Raw genomic sequence first — 18,622 nt, 5'->3', positions numbered from 1 at the left:
TAGCCACCGGTGGCTATTGTTGCGACGACTGACAATTGACGACGTGCCACAAACGACTGCTGCGGAGTATGGGTCCCGGCTCGCGCTTCGCTTGGCCGGGACGACAGCTGTCATTTGGGGCGCGTCAACCCACCGGTGGCGGCACGTGGGCGGCGTACCAGTCGCGCAGCGAGGCGAGCGAGCCGTGGGCGAGCGCGCGGTTGAGATAGGTCCAGATCCGCGGCTGGTGCTTCAAGTAATGTGGCTTGCCGTCGCGGCGGTTGAGCCGGGCGAAGGTGCCGAGCAGGCGCGTGTTGCGCTGGGCCGACATGATCGCGTAGTGCGCGGCGAATTCGGACGCATCGAAATTGTTGTCGGCCGTCCTGCGGGCTTCGACATAGCGATTGAACAGCGCGCGCTCGATATCCTCGGCGACATCGATGCGCGCGTCCTGCAGCAGCGAGACGACGTCATAGGCCGGCGGTCCCATCACCGCGTCCTGGAAATCGAGAATGCCGACCCGCGAGATGCCCTCGCGTGCGCCGAGCCAGAGCAGGTTCGGCGAATGATAGTCGCGCAGGACCCAGGTGTTGCGCGCAGCCAGCGGTCCTTGCAAAAGCGCGCGCCACATCGCGATGAACTCGGCGCGGAGCTCCTCGGATGGATCGGCGCCGCGATCCGGCAGGTACCATTCCAGCATCAGCCCGATCTCGGTCAGCATCGCCTGGCTGTCGAACGACGGGACCTTGTAGGTGACGTGCGGCGCCAGCGGCAGCACATCCGTCACCTGCTCGCCGTGGAGCCTCGCGAGCAGATCGGTCGCGACCTCGTAGCGGGCGACGATCGGGCGGCCCGGTTCGCCCTCGATCACGCCCTCTTTGCCGAAATCCTCTGTGACCAGAAAACCCTGCTCGAGGTCGGCATCGTGAATCTTCGGCGCCGAGAAGCCGCGCCCGCGCAGGCCCCCGGCGATCGCGACGAAGGGACGGACATCCTCGGCGAGATGCACCGCGGCGCTGTAGGATTTGCCGTGATAGATCGCCGGACCGTCGGGGCGCTTCGGCGAGTTCATCAGGATGAAGGCGCGGTCGCCGCGGTAGAGCCGCGCATAGGAACGGATCGAGGCATCGCCGGCCATGCGCTCGCGGCGCGACCCGCCGTGGCCGGCGTCCTCAAGAAACTGCCGCAGCGCCTGCAGGCGCGCGACCTGCGCGGCCGCCTTGCCGTGGCCCTTGATCACGGCGACGCGCGCAGTCTCGCCGCGCGCGCCATCGTGGCGGAAGGCGATGTCGATGCGGTCCAGGGGCAGCGCGTCGCCGGCGCGCTCTGGCCATTCCATCAGCACCACGGTCGCTTCCGGCAGGGGCGACAGGCCGATCTCCTCCAGCTCAGCGGCATCGTCGACGCGGTAGAGATCGGCATGAACGAGCGCAAAGGGCGGCAGCTCATAGCTCTGCGCCAGGGTGAAGGTCGGGCTCGGCACCTCCAGCTCCCGATCGCCGGCGAGATAGCGGATCATGGCCCGCGCAGCAGCCGTCTTGCCGGCGCCGAGATCGCCCGACAACGTGATGAGATCGCCGGGGCCGATCAGCAGCGCCAGATCGGCCATCAGCTGCGCCGTCGCGGTCTCGTCGGCGAGCGCGGTTTCGAATGTGACGACGCCCGTCATTCCGCGGCGTTACGCTGGGCGATGTGGTCGGTCGGGAAGTCGCAGGTGACCGTGGTGCCCTTGCCGACCACCGAATCCATCCGCACCTTGCCGCCATGCAGCTCGACGAAGGAGCGCACCAGCGACAGGCCCAGTCCGGCGCCGCGATGGCGTGAGCCCTGCGAATGGCTCTCGAACCATTCGAACACCTTGTCCTTCACCTCCGGCGGAATGCCGGGGCCGGAGTCAGTGACCGAGAACGTGACGCTGTGGTCGGAGCGCCCAGCGCTCACCACTACGGTGCTATCGGGCGGCGAGAAGCCGACCGCGTTGGCAAGCAGGTTGAACAGCACCTGCACGACCCGCCGCTCGTCGCCGATGAAGGAGCCGACATTGGCGGCGACCTCGACCTTGAGGCGGATGCGGTCGGTCGCGAGCCGGTCCTGCACGCCTTCGGCCGCCGCCTCGATCGCCTTTCTGGCATCCACGGGGCCGAGCTCGAGCTTCATCGCGCCGGCGTCGATGGTGGCGAGGTCGAGAATGTTGTTGGTCAGCGCCAAGAGTGCGTTGGTCGATTTGGTGACGTAGTCGAGATATTCGGACTGCTTCGGCGTCAGCGGGCCGGTCGAGGGATCGGACAGGAAATGCGCGAAGCCGATGATTGTCGTCAGCGGCGCCCGCAGCTCGTAGGAGACGTGGTGCACGAAGTCGATCTTCATCTGGCCGGCGGCTTCCAGCGCCTCGTTGCTCTCGCGCAGCGCCCGTTCGACATTCTCAGTATCGGTAATGTCCTGGAATGTCAGCATCGTGGCGCCGTCCGGCAGCGGCCGGCTCATGCAGTCAAGCACGCTGCCGTCCTTGCGTTCCAGCTTCAAGGTGATGTCGAGCCGGTTCTCGATCCCGGTGATGGCCTCGCGCAGCACGCGCCAGGCGGCAGGGTCGTCATGGAGCTGATGACACCAGGATTCCACGATGTCGATATGCGGATGCTCGCGCAGGGCCTCCGGCGACAGCCGCCACATCTTGGCGAAGGCCGGGTTGAACAGCTCGACGCGGCCGTTGGAGCCGAACACGGCGACGCCTTCGGCCAGGCTGTCCAGCGTCTCGCGCTGCACCCGGATCAGGCCGTCGAAACGGCGGGCGAGATCGAAGCTCTCGGTGACGTCGTCGAGCAGATAGGTGACGCCGCCTTCCGGGTTCGGCGTGGTGACGACCAGGAGCGCGCGGCCGTCGGGCAGGAACCAGGTGTCCTTGGCGGTCTCCACCGCGCGATAGGCCTCGTGCAGCTTGGCCTTCCAGGCGCGGAAATCGGCCTGCTCGGGCAGCTTGCGCGCGGCGCGCAGCCGGTCGAGCACGCTGGAATCGTCGGGATGGCTGTCGAGGAAAGCGGGATCGAGATCCCAGAGCCGGCGGTAGGAATCGTTGTAGAAGGACAGCCGGCGCTGGCTGTCGAACACGGCGACGCCGGAGGACAGCTGGTCGAGCGTGCGGCGATGCGCGTCGGCCATCCGCCGCAGCGCAGCGCTCAGCGCATCCGCCTCGCTGGCGTCGACCGCGACGCCGGCGCTGCCGCCATTGAGCGAGAAGGCGCGCACGTCGTGCAGGCGCCGCTCGCCGCCGGTGACGATCGGCAGCCGGCCGTCGAAATGGCCTGACGATGCCAGCGCACGCTGCAGATCGGCGCGACCGCCGCTGTCGAGCAGCTCGAGATTGCGGTTCACCGCATCGTGGACGTCGGCTGCGTCGGTGGCGCGGGCATAGGCCGGATTAGCATAGACCAGCGCGCCATCGGCCTGCCTCGCCCAGATCGGCCAGGGCAATGCGCCGGCCATCCCGCGGAGCAGCTCGGTCTCCGCGGCAAGCGTTTTCAGCCGCAGCTGCGCTTCGGCGTATTCGCGGCGCAGGCCGGAGAGCTCGCGGATGCGCACGATGGCCTGGCCGCCGATGGCCCGGCCCATCGCCTCGATGGCGTGGCCATGGGTGCTGGTCAGATGCAAAAGGAAGCCTTCGCCGACCTCGCGCAGCGCATCGACCGCGTGGTCGAGCTGCAGCGCCGGCTCGGGCGCGAGCCAGGTTCCGAATGCGAGGATGCGCTGTGGCTGGTCCTTGGGCACCAGCAGCGAGGTGTCGCCGGAGATCTGCGGGCGATGGCCGCCGGCGGTCCAGGAGATCAGGATCTGCGGCTCGGCGAACAGCAGCGCCCGGTACCGGTCGGCCTGCAGCTGCAGACTGGCGATGTCGGCGCGCAGCCGCGCCTCGTTGCGCGCGGACCCGATCCGCATGCGCACCAGAGCGATCGCCGCGACCACGGAGAAGCCGAGCAGCGCCAGCGCGATCGCCAGCGCGGCAACCTCCTGCCGGCTGAATTCGACCAGGCCCTCGATGGTGTGCAGCGAAGACGTGTCGGCGGCCAGCGCCAGCCGGTGCGGCGCAAGCGTGGTCGCCGCAAGCCCAATCGAGCCCCTGCGCGCGAGTGACGTGCATGACAGCAGCGCCCGACGCATCACCACGATCACGCCTGACATCCTTGCCCCAAGATCGCACGAATTCCCGCGCAGCGCCGATTGCTTGACCGCGCCGTCTTACGAATCAAGCAACAATATCCGCTTCGGAAGTCCGGCGGTAAGAGTCCAGATCGTGAACGTGGATTCCGCAGAGGAAAACGCATTGGATTTTCCGGAACATGGCTGCGGCGTCACACGCAAAATCCCGGTCTTCAGCGCCCCGTCGAGCCGAATCCGCCGCTGCCGCGCTCAGTTGCCGTCAGCGATGTGGCGATGTTGAGATCGGCGTGCACGACGGACGCGACCACCATCTGGGCGATGCGCTCGCCGCGGCGGATCGTGAACGGGTCGCTGCCGTGATTGATCAAGAGCACACAGACCTCGCCGCGATAGTCGGCGTCAATGGTGCCGGGCGAGTTCAGCACGGTGACGCCGTGGCGCGCGGCGAGCCCCGAGCGCGGACGCACCTGCGCCTCATAGCCGTCCGGCAGCGCGATCGACAGGCCGGTCGGCACCATCGCGTGGCGGCCCGGCGCGAGCACGAGCGGCGCATCCTCAGCCACCGCGGCGAGCAGATCGAGGCCGGCGGCATGCGCGGTCTGGTAGGCCGGCAATGGCAGACCTTCGCCATGCGGCAGGATGCGGACGTCGATCATGATGCGGCTCAACTGGCTGTTCCCATCGTCTTGATGATCTCGGCGACCAGCGCGGTCGCGACCTCGTCCTTGCTCATGACGGGCCAGGAGGCGACATGGATCTGTTCGCCCTCGCGGGTCAAGAGATGCACGGTGTTGCGGTCGCCGCCCATCACGCCTGTGGATGGCGAGACATCGTTGGCGACCAGCCAGTCGCAGCCCTTGCGGGCGAACTTGGCCTTGGCGTTGTCGAGCAGGTGCTCGGTCTCGGCGGCGAAGCCGATCACCAGCGGGGGCCGGCCGTCGGTGCGATGCGAGATGGTGGAGAGAATGTCCGGATTCTCGGTCAACGTCAGCTGCGGCAGTGCCTTGTCCGTCTTCTTTAGCTTCTGCTCGCCGGCATTGGCGACGCGCCAGTCGGCGACCGCGGCGGCGAAGATCGCGACATCCGCCGGCAGCGCCGCCTCCACCGCCTCGAGCATCTGCCGCGCCGATTCCACCCGCGTCAGCGCGACGCCCATGGGCGCGGCGAGATCGACCGGCCCCGAGATCAGCCGCACCTCCGCACCCGCGGCCTGCGCTGCCGCGGCAATGGCAAAGCCTTGCTTGCCGGAGGAGCGATTGGCGATATAGCGCACCGGATCGATCGGCTCGTGCGTCGGACCCGCCGTGATCAGCACGCGCTTGCCCTTGAGCGGTTGTGGCGTCGCGGGGCGCAAGAGCCGCATCGCGCGATCTGCGATCTCGATCGCCTCCGACATGCGCCCCGTCCCGGCTTCACCTGATTCGGCCATTTCGCCGGCATTGGGTCCGATCATGTGGACGCCGTCGCGTGCGAGCTGCGCGCTGTTTCGCCGCGTCGCCGGATTGTTCCACATCAGCGGGTTCATCGCCGGCGCCAGCAGGATCGGCCGGTTGGCCGCCAGCAGAATAGCACTGGCAAGATCGTCAGCCAGGCCGTTCGCCATCTTCGCCATCAGGTCGGCGGTGGCGGGCGCGACGATGATGAGATCACAGTCGCGGGCGAGGCGAATGTGGCCGGCGTCGAACTCACTGCGCGGGTCGAACAGGTCCGTGAATACTTTATCTCCGGTCAGCGCGCTGGCGGCGAGCTCGGTGACGAAATGGGTCGCGGCCTTGGTCAGCACGCAGCGGACGCGGACGCCGCGCTCCTTCAGCCGCCGGATCAAATCGAGCGATTTGTAAGCAGCGATACCGCCTCCGATGATCAGGGTGACGCGCGCCGAGCTCGCGGCGACGCTAGGCGGTTCCGGCGCCGGCTCGGCAAGATCAGGAGGCGGCGTTGCGCCGGCCTGCTCACCCGTCGGCTCGATGAGCGCGCGGAGGATGACGCGAACCTCTTCTTCGACCGAGCGGCCATTCTGGGCCGAGCGCAGACGGAGATAGGTCTTCAGCGCATCGTCGAGCTTGCGGATGGTCAGGCTGGCCATGGCGGCCTCCGGATCGTGATTTGATTGCAATGCTATCACGTCGTGATTGCATTGCAATCGCGCCTCACGCCAGTCGCAGCACCGCGATCAGGATGCCGATGAAGGTTGCCGCGATGATCCACAGCGCGATCGCGCGCCAGCGGCTCTTCTTGCCCTCGGTCCGGCCCATCGCTGCGATCGTCTCCGGCGACAGCCGCAGACCTTCACGCGTCATCACCTCGAAATGCGCGAGCACGGAGGCGGCGCGCGCTGCGAGCTCCGGCAAGGTGCTCGCCAGCCGCGCCAGGTCACCGACACCAGCCGCCGCGCCCTGCAGGCGGCCGATCGGGCCGAGATTGCGCTCGATCCATTCGCGCACCACGGGGTCGGCGACCTTCCAGATGTCGAGCCTGGGATCGAAGCCGCGCGCAACGCCCTCGACCACCACCATGGTCTTCTGCAACAGGATCAGCTCGGGGCGCGTGCGCATGTCGAACAGGCCGGTGACCTCGAGCAGCAAGGTCAGGAGCTTGGCCATCGAGATCTCTTCGGCGGTCCGGTTGTGGATCGGCTCGCCGATCGCGCGGATGGCTTGCGCGAAATTCTCCACCGAGTGATGGCCCGGCACGTAGCCGGCCTCGAAATGCACCTCGGCGACGCGGCGATAATCGCGGGTGATGAAGCCGAGCAGGATTTCGGCCAGGAAGCGCCGCTCCTTCAGCCCCAGCCGGCCCATGATGCCGAAATCGACCGCCACCAGCCGGCCTTCGCTGTCAAGGAAGAGATTGCCCGGATGCATGTCGGCGTGGAAGAAGCCGTCGCGCAGCGCATGCCGCAGAAAGCTCTGGATCACCTTGCGGCCGACATCGGGCAGGTCGATGCCTGCGGCTTCCAGCCGCGCGCGATCGTTCAGCGCGATGCCGTCGATCCACTCCATCGTCAGCACGTTATGCGCAGTGCGGTCCCAGTCGACGATCGGGGTGCGGAAGTCCGGATCGTCCTTGGTGTTCTCGGCCATCTCCGAGAGTGCGGCCGCTTCCAGCCGCAGATCCATCTCCATCGCGACCGAGCGCGACATGGTGTTGATGACCTCGATCAGCCGCAGCCGGCGCGCTTCGGCCGAATGCGCTTCTGCCTTCTCGGCGACAAAAAAGAAATCGGCGAGGTCGCGCTTGAAGCGCACGGCGACGTTGGGCCGGAGCACCTTCACCGCGACGGGATAGCGGATGCCGTTGCGTTCGACCTCACCGCGATGCACTTGCGCAATCGAGGCGGCCGCGACTGCAGGTCCGAGACGAGTGAAGATCTGCTTGATCGGACGCTCCAAGGCGCCGGCAATCGCAGCCTCGGCCTCGGCCTGCGCGAACGGCGGTAACCGGTCCTGCAGGGATTCCAGATCGCGCGCCAGGATGACACCGACCACGTCGGGCCGCGTCGCCAGGAATTGGCCGAGCTTCAGATAGGCCGGGCCCATGCGCTCCAGCGCCCTCGACAGCCGCGGGCCATGTTTGGCGCCGCGGCGTTCGATCAGGCGCGCGAGCTTGAGCGGGATCTGCCCGGGAGGCGGCACCAGAGCCGGATCGACCACGCCGAACACGCCTTCGCGCGCAAAAACGAAAGCGGCCCGGGTGAGCCGCAGGATATGGGTGAGTGCAGAGATCACAGACGCCAGCCGGAATGCAGCGCCACGATGCCGCCAGAGAGGGTTTGCCAGGAGACGCGGGCAAAGCCGGCCGCGCGGATCATCTCGGCGAACGCGCCCGGACGGGGAAACTTGCGGATGGATTCGACCAGATAGCGGTAGGACTCGGCGTCGCCGGTGACGGCGCGGCCGAGCTGCGGGATCACGTTGAACGAGAACATGTCGTAGAGCTTGTCGAGCCCGGGCACCTCGACGGTCGAGAATTCCAGGCACAGGAAGCGGCCGCCGTGCCGGAGCACGCGGTGCGCCTCCGATAGCGCGAGATCGATGCGCGGCACGTTGCGGATGCCGAAGGCGATCGTATAGGCGTCGAAGGAGCGGTCGGGAAAAGCCAGCGTCTCGGCGTTACCTTCCACGAAGGTGACCCTGTCGTCGAGAACCTGCTTGATGGCGCGCTGGCGGCCGACCTCGAGCATGTCGCCATTGATGTCGCAGACGGTGGCGTGAAAGCCGGCGCCGGCCTTCTTGGCCGCGCGGAAGGAGATGTCGCCGGTGCCGCCAGCGACATCGAGCAGCGCGAACGGCGCATCGCTTTTCGGCGGGTTGAGCGTGTTGACCATGATGTCCTTCCAGACGCGGTGCAGCCCGCCCGACATCAGGTCGTTCATCAGGTCGTAGCGCGAGGCCACGCTGTGAAACACGTCGTTCACCAGCATCTGCTTGTCGTCCAGGGGCACATCCCTGAAGCCGAAATGCGTGGTCTGGTCCGGCCGATCCATTACCCTTACTCCAATACGGGACCATAGCGCGGCCCGCGCTAAGGCGCTATCACGTCACTTCCATAAGGTGAATGGTTAGTCGGGGTGAATTGATTGCCTGAGCTGCCCGAAGTCGAGACCGTCCGTCGCGGACTGCAGCCGGCGATGGAAGGTGCGAAAATCCTCGCCGCAGAGGCGCGTCGCAAGGATCTGCGGTTCCCATTCCAGAAGGATTTCGTGGCGCGGCTGCAAGGCCAGACTGTCACTGGCCTTGGACGCCGCGCCAAATATCTGATGGCCGATCTCGGCTCCGGCGACGTGCTGCTGATGCATCTGGGCATGTCCGGCTCGTTTCGCGTGGTGAAGGCTGACGGCCAAACGGCACCCGGCCAATTCCACCATGTGCGGAGCAAGGACGCGGCGCACGACCACGTCGTGTTTCACATGTCCGGCGGCAACGACATCGTGTTCAACGATCCGCGCCGCTTCGGCTACATGAAGATCATCGCCCGACATGCGCTCGACGACGAGCCGCTGCTGAGGGGGCTCGGGCCGGAGCCGCTCGGCAATGAGTTCGATGCTGCGATGCTGGCGCGCTCCTGCGCGGGCAAGAAGACCAGCCTGAAGGCGGCGTTACTCGATCAGCGCGTCGTTGCCGGTCTCGGCAACATCTATGTCTGCGAGGCGCTGTTTCGTGCGCAGCTCTCGCCGCGGCGGCTCGCGGCGACGCTGGCGACCAAGAAGGGCGAGCCGACCGATCATGCTCGGCGGCTGGTGGAGGCGATCCACAAGGTGCTGAATGAGGCGATCAAGGCCGGCGGATCATCGCTGCGCGATCATCGCCAGGCCAATGGCGATCTCGGCTATTTCCAGCATTCGTTTCAGGTCTATGACCGCGAAGGCGAGCCATGCCGCACAGGCGGATGCGCTGGGATCGTCAAGCGCTTCACCCAGAACGGCCGCTCGACCTTCTGGTGCCCGAAGTGCCAGAGGTGATGGGAAGGGCGTTGCCACTACATCGAGCGACTATAGCAATTAAGCTGAGCGCGATCTCCCGTCATTGCGAGCGAAGCGAAGCAATCCAGAATCAAAAAAGAACGCCTGGATTGCTTCGTCGCTCCGCTCCTCGCAATGACGATGGAGAGAGCGGGACGCGTCGGCGCATCAGCGCGCGCAAAAAATAACCCAGGACATCCGCTCCCACACCGGGCGTCATTGACGCCGGTAGCGAGCGGCCGTCCGGGGCTGTTCGTGCCTCGCGCTCTCTAGCGCGAGGAAATGGATCGAGAGACGACCTAGAAACCCGTTTCCCAGGTGACGTTGTTGTCGGCCCAGGTCGGGTAGGCGCGCACGGACGACGCTTCCGCCTTGTCCGCCTGCGGCTGCAGCATGATCGGGAATTCGACCTCCGTCAGCTCACCGGCATCCTTCAGCTCATTTGCCTCCTGCATGACGATGTCGCCGGCGAGCTTGTAGAGGGTCCAGCGCCAAAGGCTGCGCAGCTCCTGCGCCGACTTGCCGGACGGATCATATTCGGTGACGCCAAGACCGGCCGCCAGCGCGTCCTGATGATCGTTGCGCATGTTGATGTAGGGCTGCGCCAGCACTTCGGCGATATCGCGCGGCGCGCGCTCATCCAGCGAGCTCGTTGCGTCGTTGATGCGGTGGCCGCCGCGGATCGGCGTCTGGTTGAGCACGAAGGCGAAGGGCTTGCGCCAGGCGCGGATCACGCTGAGCGTCGGCGCGGTCGCCTCGATGTCGGCGACGCTCGGACGCGCGGGCACCAGGCAGAGATCGCAGTGGCGGATGGCGGCGGTGGTCGCAGCGTTGATGCCGCTCGCAGTGTCGATGACTGTCACCGTGACGCCGCCGCGTGCGAACGCCTCGAGGCGCTGCTCGATCATCCTGGCGTCGTAGACGGGTTCGACAATCGGTTCGGCGAGGTTGCGGCGGACCTGCCAGTTGGACAGCGTGCCCTGCCGATCAGTTTCGATCACGCGCACATTGTGTCCGGCCTGCTGAGCGGCCACTGCGAGCCCTATGGCGAGCGTGCTCTTGCCGCTGCCGCCCTTCTGAGTGGCCAGAACGATCGTGTACATCGGAGGACAGTCCTTCGGATTGTTGACGGAACTACGCGGGAACGCCAAAGCTGAGGTGCATCGCTTGAATCGCGGTGCGGAGCTGTTCTCGCTCAGGACGTTCCAGTCCGATCCGAAGGTTCTCTGGGGATCGCGGTGGTCCGAATCAGCACGCCGACAAGAAGACTGACCGAACTATGTCATGTCGGACGCAGATTTGAACACACCGTTCGACTACGGCCGGACTCGTTCTGAGTAGATAGCAAGGTGCGTGTGGATCGAACGACCGACCGTTGCCGATCAGCTGTTCGAGCCAAGGAGCGCGTCGCCGAAATCGCCAGATGTCCTGCAGGTCACGCTGTCGTTCGCAGCTGCGGCGCTCTTAATTTTGAGTAAAGCGACATGCTTAACATTGCGTAAACAACGGCGGGGCCTGCGTTAACCTCGCCATGAATCTTCTTGGCCCAGCACGCGCTGCGTGTGCGGATTGCGGCTGCGCGTGCTGCGATCTGAACAGGTTGTCACCGCCGGCCTCTCGCTGGGGCAGGCTCACTTTCGGACGCAGATCACGCGCACGGCGGCAGCTTTCGCATCCGACGAGTTTCCGTCCAGGGTCACGCCATGGCCAGTGAGAAAGCGGCGCACCATGTCGGGCGCGACCAGGATTGCCTGCGTGCCGGGGGACGCATTGGCGGGCCCGGCGACGATGGCCTGCTTCAACAGCGCGATGCCGGCGAACTTGCCGCTGGCATCGCGTGCGGCCGCGCCGGAGAAGCCGAAGGCGGGCGGCGGCGCGAGCGCGATGTCGCCGGTGCCGGCCACAGCCTGAGCCTTGGCGCTGGTCACGGCCGCAGCACCGCCCTGGCTCTGCGGGTCGGCGATGCCGATGAGATCGACATTGCCGGACGCGCCGCCACCGTCGAGCGCGAGCGGCTTCAATCCGCGCGCGCCATAGACGCGCAGCAGCGCCAGCCCGTGCTGCTTGTCCTCGGCGATCCGATCGGCGTGGCCGAAATTCGGGATCGTGATCGCGAGGCAACCATCGGTGACCTCGCGATCGGCGACAATGGCGCCATCCTCGCTGACGACGATGCCGGTGCCATAGTCGACGCTGCGCCGCGGCGGAGGCGCGGTGACCCCAACCGGGAACGGCGTGAACGCGCTCGACATCGCGATCACGATGGGCGCGACGGTGCTCTCGGTCGCCTGGTCGTAGAGAATGGTGAGGATGCGGACCTCGTCGCCTTTGAAGGTGCCGCGGATGTAGAACTTCTTCTGGCCCTGCAGGCCGGACAGCACGAAGAAATCGGGCTTCACCACGGCATAGTTGATCACGCGGCCCGGTGGGTCGGTCTTCTCCCGGTCGGCGAGCGCTGATGTGGTCGGATTGGCCTGCTTGCGGCGGCTGAGCTGCACCTGCACGGTGCCATCAGCCGCGCTCCATATCGAGCCGCTTGCGTCGCTCGTCTGCTGCGGCACCAGCTTGGTCGGAAGGCCGAGCCGCGCGCCGCTCACAGGATCGGTGACGATCTTCCAGCCGACGCTCTCCTGCTTGCGCCGCGCGGTGTCGGCGAGCGCGGCGCGTTCCTGCGGGTTGAGCAGGCCGGTCGGGCTGCCGCCCTTCTGCTTTTTATAGTCCTTGACCGCGTTGACCATGCGTTCACTGGCATCGCCCGATATGGTGCCGTTGTACTGCCCAGTCCAGGCGAGATCGGATTGCAGCGCCTGGCGGTCGGCCTGCGTCATCGTACTCGCGGGATCCGCCGACGCTGGCGCCGCGGGACGGACCGGCACGGTGGCGACCGGCTTGGGCTTGGTGTCCGCCTTGACGCCGGCCGCTGCCGGCGGCGTCGTCTGCGCCAGCACGGGCGAGCCCGCGAGCAGCAGGGCTGCTGACATCCATGTTGCCGCGGACAATGATCTCATGACAAATCCCAGAGCACTTGCAGGAGGCGCAAATAAGCACATCTGCTTGGTCTGTCTCAACACACCGTGGGTTCAGCTCTCGAAGACGCGGTGTCTGACTTGCGAACGTCGTGGAAAGGAGAGCGGCAGCGATGCTGAGCGATGACGAACTGGAGCGCTACGCCCGCCATATCGTGCTGCGCGATGTCGGCGGTCCCGGCCAGGCGGCGTTGAAGCAGGCGTCCATCCTGGTCGTCGGCGCCGGCGGGCTCGGCGCGCCGGCCCTGATGTATCTCGCGGCTGCTGGCGTCGGCACGCTCGGCGTGGTCGACGATGATGCGGTATCGCTCTCCAATCTGCAGCGCCAGGTGATTCACGCGACGCCGGACATCGGCCGGCCCAAGGTCGACAGCGCCGCCGAGCGGCTCAACGCGATCAACCCGCATGTCAATGTTGTCACCCACGCTGTCAGGCTCAATGCCGACAACGTGCTCGCACTGCTCGGCAACTATGACCTCGTGCTCGACGGCTCGGACAATTTCGAGACACGCTATCTCGTGTCGGATGCCTGCTTCCTCGCCAGGAAGCCGCTGATCACGGGCGCGCTCGGCACCTTCGACGCATCGCTGACCACGATCCGCGCTCACGAGACGAATGCAGATGGCGTTTTCAATCCGACCTATCGCTGCCTGTTTCCCGAGCCGCCGCCGCCGGGCACGGTGCCCGCCTGCGCCGAGGCCGGCGTGCTGGGCGCGCTCGCCGGCGTGCTCGGCTCGATGATGGCGCTGGAGGCAATCCGCGAGATCACAGGCTTTGGTGAAGGCCTGGTCGGGCGCCTGTTGATGCTGGACGCGCGCACCATGCGCTTCGAAACGCTGCGCTACGGACGCGATCCCGGCAATCCACTGAATGGCGATGGCGCTGTGATTTCAGATCTCAGCGCGCATCGGTGAGGAGTGCGCTATCGGCGGCGGCGTGCAGATATTTGTGTTGATCGCTGAACATTGGCTACAAACCTTTGTGCCGGTAACGGTGCGCTCCCTCTCCCCGTTCTTACGGGGCCGCGACGAGCTTCGCTCGCGCTGAGAGGATCGGGGTGAGGGGCACACGCACGATCATTGTGAGCAGTTAGACCTGTACCCCCTCACCCGATCGCTTCGCGATCGACCTCTCCCCGCAAGCGGGGCGAGGTTGGGATTGCCCGTGTCGCTGCCGTCGTGATCCACCACGTCACGCGGTCGGCGGTCGCTCGCTGTCCATATGCGCGAGCTGCGCCTCCTGGTAGCGTGCGCCCGCCGCGATGCCGGGCGGGAAAGCCTTGCCGAGGGCATCGAGATCTGACGCTGACAACGTAACGTCCAGCGCGCCGAGCGCTTCAGTGAGACGGTCCCGCCGCCTTGCGCCGACCAGAGGCACGATGTCCTTGCCTTGCGCCGCGACCCAGGCGATCGCGATTTGGGCGGGCGTCGCGCCGATCTCGCCGGCGATCCGGCGCAGCGTTTCGACCAGCGCCAGGTTGCGGTCGAGATTATCGCCCTGGAAGCGCGGCGCGTTGTGGCGGAAATCGGCTTGCGTGTTGCGGTCCTTCGACCAGTGACCGCTGATCAGGCCGCGCGACAGCACGCCATAGGCCGTGATCCCGATGCCGAGCTCGCGGCAGGTCTTCAAGATGTCGCTCTCGATGCCGCGTGAGATCAGGGAATACTCGATCTGCAGATCGGCGATCGGATGCACCTTGTGGGCGCGGCGGATGGTCTCCGAGCCGACCTCGGAGAGGCCGATATGCTTGATGTAGCCTTGCTTCACGAGCTCGGCTATCGCGCCGATCGTGTCCTCGATCGGCACCGCGGGATCGAGACGAGCCGGGCGATAAATGTCGATCGCATCGATGCCGAGCCGCTGCAGCGAGTAGGACAGGAAATTCCTGATCGCGGCCGGCCTGGAGTCATACCCGAGCCAAGTCTTGTCGGGCCCGCGGAGCGCGCCGAACTTGACCGAGATCCGAACGTTGCGCGGGCCGACCGACGCGAGCGCCTCGCGGATCAGCATCTCATTGTGGCCCATTCCGTAGAAGTCGCCGGTGTCGAGCAGGGTGATACCGGCATCGAGCGCGGCGTGAATCGTGGCAATGCTCTCGTTGCGGTCGGCCGGGCCGTAGAAATCGGACATGCCCATGCAGCCAAGGCCGAGGGCCGAAACTGTTGGACCGGTGGTGCCGAGGCGACGCTGTTCCATGACGGTTCTCCTGTGCAGGATCGGCGGGCAAAACGCGCCGACACCGCTGATATCGCTCCGTGACCGTCTTTCGATAAGCTGGACAATTCCGAATGCAGTATTCAGAATGACGAATAATGTCTCAGCCCGATCTTCGTGATCTCCAGGCCTTCGTCGCGGTCGCGCGCACCCGGAATTTCAGCCGCGCTGCCCGTGAGCACGGCCTTGCGGTCTCCAGCCTGAGCCAGCGCCTCAAGGATCTGGAGGAGGAGCTCGGGGTTCGGCTCCTGAACCGCACGACCCGCAGCGTGGCGCTGACGGAAGCCGGCGAGTTGCTGCTGGCGCGGGTGGCGCCGGCGCTCGGCGAGGTGGATGCCGCCGTGGACCAGGTGCGCGGCCTGCATGAAGTCGCTGCGGGGCGGCTGCGCATCAACGCGCCGCCGCCAGCGGTGGATCTGGTGCTGGCGCCGATGGTGGCGCCGTTCCTGCAGGCGCATCCCAGAATCGAACTGGAGATCGTGGCGGAGAGCGGCTTCGTAGATATCGTGGAGGCCGGGTTCGATGCCGGCGTCCGCTATGGCGAGCATCTGGCGCAGGACATGATCGCGGTGCCGCTGGGCGGCACGCAACGCTACGCCGTGGTGGCGAGCGCGCAATATGTCAGGCAGCATGGACGGCCCGTCCATCCCCGCGACATCTTGCAACATCCTTGCATTCGCACGCGGCTCTCCTCCGGCGCGATGCTGGACTGGGAGTTCGAAAAGGACGGCCATGTCATCAGGGTGACGCCGTCCGCCGCACTGATCGCGACCCATCTTGGGCTTGCCTTTCGCGCAGCAATCGACGGCATCGGATACTGGGCGACTTTTGAAGGCTATGTGCGCGAAGCGCTTGCGTCAGGCCAGCTGGTCAGCGTGCTCGAAGATTGGTGCCCACCGTTTCCCGGCCCCTATCTGTACTATCCGAGCCGGCGTCAGCCGCCGCCGGCGCTCGCCGCGTTCGTTGCGTTCGTCGCAGCGTGGCGGAAGCGGGAGGGAGCAACATCGGCTGACTGATCTTGCTCAGTGTCGTCCCGGGCAAGCGAAGCGCGACCGGGGTCCATAGCCGCTGAACATCATTTCGCGAAGGCTGGAGCTCCAGCTCGCTCTATCCATATCCACCGCGGCGTATGGGTCCCGGCTCAAGGCCGGGACCACAGCTGTCGTGTTGCTGGCGGCGAGCCCTACAACATGTTCGGCAGCACGCGGTCCGGCGGCTTGTGGTTGTCGAGGAAGGTCTTGATGTTGATGATGACCTTCTCCCCCATCTCGACGCGGCCCTCGATCGTCGCCGAGCCCATATGCGGCAGCAGCACCACCTTGCCCGCCTTGGCGAGCCGCACCAGGCGCGGATTGACCGCGGGCTCATGTTCGAATACGTCGAGGCCGGCGCCGGCGATGTCGCCGGCTTCGATCAGCCGCGTCATGGTTTCCTCATCGATCACCTCGCCGCGCGCGGTGTTGACGATGTAGGCGTCCTTGCGGATCAGCTTCAGCCGTCGCGCCGACAGCAGATGGAAGGTCGCCGGCGTATGCGGACAGTTCACGGAGATGATGTCCATCCGCGCCAGCATCTGGTCGAGACTTTCCCAATAGGTCGCGCCCAGCTCCTCGGCGATGCGCGGGGCGACCGGGCGGCGGTTGTGATAATGGATCTGCAGGCCGAAGGCGCGGGCGCGGCGCGCCACTGCCTGGCCGATGCGGCCCATGCCGATGATGCCGAGCCGTTTGCCGCCGATGCGATGGCCGAGCATCCAGGTCGGCGACCAACCCGCCCAGCTCGTCTTGCCCTCGGTCAGGATATCGGCGCCCTCGATCAGCCGGCGCGGCACCGCCAGGATCAGCGCCATCGTCATGTCGGCGGTATCCTCGGTCAGCACCTTCGGTGTGTTGGTCACGGTGATGCCGCGCGCATGCGCCGCGGTCACGTCGATGTTGTCGACGCCGTTGCCGAAATTGGCGATCAGCCTCAGCTTGCAGTCGGGCGCGTTGACGAGGTCGGCGGTGATATGATCGGTCACGGTTGGCACCAGCACGTCCGCGGTGCGCGCAGCCTCGGCCAGCTGCTCCGTACTCATCGGCGTGTCGTCCGGATTGATCCGCGCATCGAACAGCTCGCGCATGCGCGTCTCGATCGAATCCGGCAGCTTGCGGGTGACCACGACGAGAGGTTTTTTCCTAACCGACATATCCATCTCTCATGAGATCGTTCAGACCTCATTAACCGGGTTGGCCGAAACTACCAATGTCGCCGGAACGGGGCGTTTCCTCGAGGCGGTGAGATCCGCCTCGACGTTCGCCAGCTTTGCGTTCAGGCGCGCCTGGCTGCTTGTGTTCCGTCTTCTCTAGCAGAAGGCGGGGCCAAGACAAGAAGCCGCGGCGGGAACCGCGGCAAGCCTCCGTGAAGGAGGCAGCCGCCGGAACAGGTTGGGATCGGACAGCGAATTGCGTGCTCTGCTGCAGTGGAGCCTCAATTCCGCGAGAGTGAAGTGGGTTTGAGTCTGATGGCGTTGGGGCGTTGTCGTGCGTTGGCGTTGGTCGTGGCTTGTCTTGTTGGCGTCGTGATCCACACGGCCGCCTCGGCCAAGGACTCTACCCCGACGACATCGGGCCTGCCGGTGCCGCGCTATGTCAGCCTGAAATCCGATCACGTCAACGTCCGGGCCGGTCCGACCAAGGACAACGATGTCGCTTGGGTCTATACCCGCGCCGGCCTGCCGGTGGAGATCACTGCCGAGTATGAAAATTGGCGCCGCGTGCGCGATTCCGAAGGCGCGGAAGGCTGGGTCTATCACTCGCTGCTGTCGGGGCGCCGCACCGCTGTCGTCACGATGAAGCAGAAGGACGATCTCGCCTCGCTCTATGAGAGCGCGGACAAGACCAGCTCCGTCACAGCGCGGCTGCAGGCCGGCGTCATCGCCCAGGTGAAGAAGTGCACGTCGAGCTGGTGCCACGTCTATGGCTCGGGCTTCGACGGCTGGATCGAGCAGCAGCGGCTGTGGGGCGTCTATGCCGACGAGCAGGTGAACTGACGCGGCGCGACCGAAAAAGCATCAGCCAAAAATGCAAATGGCCGGCAAAGCCGGCCATCATGATCATCCGAAAAGGGGAAGGCTCAACGCTTCTTGCGCAGCCGCACCACCATGTCGATGCGGGCGATCTCATAGCCGTCGGGCACTTCCGGCAGCTTGGTCAGCGCCAGATGCTGATCGGGGATGTCGACCAGCTCGTGATTGTTCTCGAGATAGAAGTGGTGATGCGTGGTGACGTTGGTATCGAAATAGGTCTTGGTGCCGTCGACGCTGACCTGACGCAGCAGCCCGGCATCGGTGAGCTGGTTGAGCGTATTGTAGACGGTCGCGAGCGATACCGGAACTTTGGCCAGCGTGGCTTCTTCGTAGAGCATTTCGGCCGTGAGGTGCCGCGCGCCCTTGCCGAACAGCAGCCAGCCGAGCGCCATGCGCTGCCGGGTCGGCCGCAGGCCCGCCGCCTGCAGCATCTCGTTGACGTCATGCCATGGACAACCATTGAGAGCAGGCTGTCGCCCGGAGCTCAAAATCTCAGAATCGGCCCGGTCATGATCCGATGCGTTGTTGCCAAGGTCCACGTCAAGCACCGCAAATTCGCACTATTGTATATCGATATAGGGAGAAGCAGCCTCAGATGCAAGCTTGTCGCAACTGGCGCCATCTAGAACGCTCCTAAAGTATCCGGCGTCGAACCATGTGCGGCTGCGGCGATTTACCCGGTCGCGGCGCTTTGCCGCTGGGATCGGCTATGTTAGAGAGCGC

Annotated in this window: 15 protein-coding genes; 4 read left to right on the top strand and 11 right to left on the bottom strand. The window is 65.8% G+C overall.

Going from position 1 to position 18,622, the window contains the following annotated elements:
- Positions 1 to 124 precede the first annotated feature (124 nt).
- The 6 genes from tsaE to ubiE form a co-directional block, all read right to left on the bottom strand.
- Entirely contained in the window at positions 125 to 1,648 is a 1,524-nt protein-coding gene (tsaE, locus tag P6U24_RS00445; protein ID WP_407157264.1) for a tRNA (adenosine(37)-N6)-threonylcarbamoyltransferase complex ATPase subunit type 1 TsaE, read from the bottom strand.
- A complete protein-coding gene (locus P6U24_RS00440; RefSeq protein WP_407157263.1) occupies positions 1,645 to 4,152 on the bottom strand; it encodes an ATP-binding protein in 2,508 nt (835 codons plus the stop codon). The genes tsaE and P6U24_RS00440 overlap by 4 nt, the downstream gene beginning before the upstream one ends.
- Positions 4,153 to 4,343: 191 nt before the next feature.
- Entirely contained in the window at positions 4,344 to 4,787 is a 444-nt protein-coding gene (dut, locus tag P6U24_RS00435) for a dUTP diphosphatase (protein WP_407157262.1), read from the bottom strand.
- A gap of 8 nt (positions 4,788 to 4,795) precedes the next feature.
- Complete coding sequence (gene coaBC / locus P6U24_RS00430; protein WP_407157261.1) at positions 4,796 to 6,217, bottom strand: bifunctional phosphopantothenoylcysteine decarboxylase/phosphopantothenate--cysteine ligase CoaBC; 1,422 nt, start codon at positions 6,215 to 6,217, stop codon at positions 4,796 to 4,798.
- A gap of 64 nt (positions 6,218 to 6,281) precedes the next feature.
- Positions 6,282 to 7,859, bottom strand: coding sequence for a 2-polyprenylphenol 6-hydroxylase (gene ubiB / locus P6U24_RS00425; protein ID WP_407157260.1), 1,578 nt, complete (start codon positions 7,857 to 7,859; stop codon positions 6,282 to 6,284).
- On the bottom strand, positions 7,856 to 8,617 hold the full coding sequence (ubiE, locus tag P6U24_RS00420; protein ID WP_407157259.1) for a bifunctional demethylmenaquinone methyltransferase/2-methoxy-6-polyprenyl-1,4-benzoquinol methylase UbiE: 762 nt from the start codon (positions 8,615 to 8,617) through the stop codon (positions 7,856 to 7,858). Before ubiE ends, ubiB begins: the two co-directional genes overlap by 4 nt.
- A gap of 93 nt (positions 8,618 to 8,710) precedes the next feature.
- Here ubiE and mutM point away from each other — a divergent pair, with 93 nt between their 5' ends.
- Complete coding sequence (mutM, locus tag P6U24_RS00415) at positions 8,711 to 9,592, top strand: bifunctional DNA-formamidopyrimidine glycosylase/DNA-(apurinic or apyrimidinic site) lyase (RefSeq protein ID WP_407157258.1); 882 nt, start codon at positions 8,711 to 8,713, stop codon at positions 9,590 to 9,592.
- A gap of 299 nt (positions 9,593 to 9,891) precedes the next feature.
- Here the strand turns inward: mutM and P6U24_RS00410 are convergent, their stop codons facing one another.
- The gene (locus P6U24_RS00410; protein ID WP_407157257.1) at positions 9,892 to 10,695 is read right to left on the bottom strand and encodes an AAA family ATPase; all 804 of its coding nucleotides are present in this window, start codon (positions 10,693 to 10,695) and stop codon (positions 9,892 to 9,894) included.
- A 528-nt stretch (positions 10,696 to 11,223) separates the two neighbouring features.
- Positions 11,224 to 12,600, bottom strand: coding sequence for a peptidoglycan-binding protein (locus tag P6U24_RS00405; protein WP_407157256.1), 1,377 nt, complete (start codon positions 12,598 to 12,600; stop codon positions 11,224 to 11,226).
- Positions 12,601 to 12,731: 131 nt separating this feature from the next.
- On the opposite strand from P6U24_RS00405, the gene P6U24_RS00400 reads away from it, so the two are divergent.
- The gene (locus P6U24_RS00400) at positions 12,732 to 13,532 is read left to right on the top strand and encodes a HesA/MoeB/ThiF family protein (protein ID WP_407157255.1); all 801 of its coding nucleotides are present in this window, start codon (positions 12,732 to 12,734) and stop codon (positions 13,530 to 13,532) included.
- Between the two features lie 277 nt (positions 13,533 to 13,809).
- On the opposite strand, the gene P6U24_RS00395 is transcribed toward P6U24_RS00400, so the two are convergent.
- Positions 13,810 to 14,814 (bottom strand): aldo/keto reductase, encoded by a 1,005-nt coding sequence (locus tag P6U24_RS00395; protein WP_407157254.1) that lies wholly within the window; start codon positions 14,812 to 14,814, stop codon positions 13,810 to 13,812.
- 116 nt (positions 14,815 to 14,930) lie between these two features.
- Here P6U24_RS00395 and P6U24_RS00390 point away from each other — a divergent pair, with 116 nt between their 5' ends.
- Positions 14,931 to 15,848, top strand: coding sequence for a LysR family transcriptional regulator (locus P6U24_RS00390; RefSeq protein WP_407157253.1), 918 nt, complete (start codon positions 14,931 to 14,933; stop codon positions 15,846 to 15,848).
- A gap of 167 nt (positions 15,849 to 16,015) precedes the next feature.
- On the opposite strand, the gene P6U24_RS00385 is transcribed toward P6U24_RS00390, so the two are convergent.
- Positions 16,016 to 17,020 carry a 2-hydroxyacid dehydrogenase gene (locus P6U24_RS00385; RefSeq protein ID WP_407157252.1) on the bottom strand — a complete coding sequence of 335 codons (1,005 nt, stop codon included), beginning with the start codon at positions 17,018 to 17,020 and terminating at the stop codon, positions 16,016 to 16,018.
- 315 nt (positions 17,021 to 17,335) lie between these two features.
- On the opposite strand from P6U24_RS00385, the gene P6U24_RS00380 reads away from it, so the two are divergent.
- Positions 17,336 to 17,863, top strand: coding sequence for an SH3 domain-containing protein (locus P6U24_RS00380; RefSeq protein WP_407160719.1), 528 nt, complete (start codon positions 17,336 to 17,338; stop codon positions 17,861 to 17,863).
- Between the two features lie 83 nt (positions 17,864 to 17,946).
- On the opposite strand, the gene irrA is transcribed toward P6U24_RS00380, so the two are convergent.
- On the bottom strand, positions 17,947 to 18,438 hold the full coding sequence (gene irrA / locus P6U24_RS00375) for an iron response transcriptional regulator IrrA (protein WP_407160718.1): 492 nt from the start codon (positions 18,436 to 18,438) through the stop codon (positions 17,947 to 17,949).
- Positions 18,439 to 18,622 lie beyond the last annotated feature (184 nt).

Origin of the sequence: Bradyrhizobium sp. STM 3557, assembly GCF_045571465.1 — a bacterium.
GTDB lineage: Bacteria > Pseudomonadota > Alphaproteobacteria > Rhizobiales > Xanthobacteraceae > Bradyrhizobium.
The sequence above is the reverse complement of the archived record's forward strand: the minus strand, read 5'-3'. Positions and strand labels throughout refer to the sequence as shown.